Here is a 2,071-nt window from a genome sequence, read left to right as displayed (position 1 = left end):
TTCTTCCGTTCCAGGCGATCCAGCAAGCGGGTTATACCCGGTGCCTGTTCGATCATCCTCTCTGCGACGTCCAGTGTCGGAATCCCCCCCAGACCAGCGCCTCGCAGGATACGCAGGACGTTGTATTGCTGCGAGGTGATGCCATGTTGATCGAACACCGGTGAATAAAAACGACCCAAATAATGGGCGGTGTGCAGGATGCTTACCACTGCGTCCTGCTGGCGCGAATGCACAAGGTGCTTCTGTTTTGCTTCGCCGTCCATTTTTGCTTTCACTCGGGCCACCGCCGTAACTATAGATATCAATAGTTGTCCTGTAAAGTGTGGTCGACACGTCGCTTGTCGCGATCTTGCCGGCGACAACAATTGCGAACCGGCAGACCAGCGGACGCTCGGAGTCTCACTTCAGCTGTGACACGATCCGGAAGTACGGTTTCAGCATTGCCCGAACAGAATTCGATCTGGCCAGACGGGGCTCGACTCGAGAACCGGTTGTTGGATAGCCCAGGCGTGCGCGGCGGCTGTTAATTCTTCGAGACCTGCCGCTGGGCGGTGACCATGATCTCAACATGAGCAGTGGGCACAGCGAGCGCCGCGACGCCGACCGTAACGCGCGCCGGTCGCGGCGTTTTGAAAACGGAAGCGTAAACCGCGTTCATACGTTCGAACTGGGCTATATCGGTGAGGAAGACCTGCGCCGAGACCACGTCCGAGTAATCCATTCCAGCCGCTTTTAGAACGATGCCAATGTTGTCGAGGCAGGCTTTCACTTCGGCGTCGAAATCTCTTGGGATCTGGCCGGTATGGAGGTCAAAGCCGATTTCTCCGGAGACATACAGCGTGTCTCCCACCAGAATTCCCGGGCTGAAGGGGAGATCGTTCTTGCCCTGATTTGCGAACTCGGGTGGCGAGATCACTTTAGTCTGCTGCGCAGAGGAAATGCTGACAGCGGTAATCATAAAAATAAGAATTGCGGAAAGTAGACTCATGCGTGGCATTGGTTGCGTCATGACATACCCTTTCTATTTCAGATTTCTGCGGCGGAAGACCTGCCTCACGCCAGCAACTTGTACTAGCTCCTTGATCGCCATGTCATCGTAAGCAGGAACAGTCGAATGATTCGTTTATTCCTGAGGATATTACCTGGTTCGCATGAACCAGTCTGACATTTCCGAGGGGTAAGCGTCATTGTCACCATACAAGCGATAACCGCTCCTACCTTCCGGGTTGGTAAGAAGACTCTTGGGGGGACCGCATTAAGGAAAACTGTTTTCGGCGGAGAAGCACACAAGCTTCGTCAATCAAAATCCGTGCGACCCAACTTCGGAAGGCGCCTTCGCTCTCGAAGCTTGGTGGATTGCGCGAAGCCGCAGCCCTGCAGTTTCGGACGGCATCCTCCGCTTCATCTTGACTGCCAAGAATGCGGGCAGCGAGGAAGTGGAGTAGCCCGCGGCATCGCGCGAAGCGATCCTCGAACATCTTCGGATCGGACTCTAGGTGCAGGATCTCTTCATTGCGTTTCATAGTCATCAGCGCAAATGTGATTCGTTCTGCTCTTTTCATGAAATCTCCATATCGTTAATTTGTGGCTGAGAGTTAAACAATCAAACCGCTCGCAGGTAGAGACACTTCCGGGTGTTTCCTATTCCGATGCTCTGAGTGGTTGATGAAAGCAGCGCTACGGCTGCCTGCGGAACTGCCCGTGATCTGCCATGCTTTGATGGCAAACCATGCAGGGTTCCTGTGCCGAACTTGCGATCGACGAAACAAGAGCATAGGACAGATTGTGGGCGCTCCACGTAATCACTTTGAGCCTGCCTTCGCTTCGATAGTGGAACATGAGCGCTCCGTAATGATTCACGTCTCCCCCAGCCACGACAGCCGCTTTGCTGGATTCAACCAAGAGGCTGATCGTTCCGCTCGGAGCCTCATAGACGACCATGGCGGCTGGGATTCCTCGATATTGCACCAAGCTTGCGCCTGCCAATTGGTAAGTAGGGTTCGCCTGGAGCGCCGCTTCCGAACTTGGCAACTGGAATTGAAACCGGAGCCTATCCGCAAACCAGGCAGTA

At 54.3% G+C, this 2,071-nt stretch carries 3 protein-coding genes; all 3 read right to left on the bottom strand.

Annotation, left to right across the window (positions count from 1 at the left end):
• The coding region (locus tag VNX88_14190) for a hypothetical protein (protein ID HWY69816.1) at positions 1–275 on the bottom strand (275 nt) is incomplete at its 3' end.
• 248 nt (positions 276–523) lie between these two features.
• Positions 524–988 (bottom strand): RidA family protein, encoded by a 465-nt coding sequence (locus tag VNX88_14185; GenBank protein HWY69815.1) that lies wholly within the window; start codon positions 986–988, stop codon positions 524–526.
• Positions 989–1,677: 689 nt separating this feature from the next.
• The coding region (locus tag VNX88_14180) for a hypothetical protein (GenBank protein ID HWY69814.1) at positions 1,678–2,071 on the bottom strand (394 nt) is incomplete at its 5' end.

The sequence above is a fragment of the Terriglobales bacterium genome (assembly GCA_035567895.1).
Taxonomy (GTDB): Bacteria; Acidobacteriota; Terriglobia; order Terriglobales; family Acidobacteriaceae; genus Gp1-AA112.
The sequence above is the reverse complement of the archived record's forward strand: the minus strand, read 5'-3'. Positions and strand labels throughout refer to the sequence as shown.

What these genes read in the sequence shown, in the direction of transcription:
- VNX88_14185 (HWY69815.1), bottom strand. Translation starts at nt 988, where the DNA reads ATGAGTCTACTTTCCGCAATTCTTATTTTTATGATTACCGCTGTCAGC.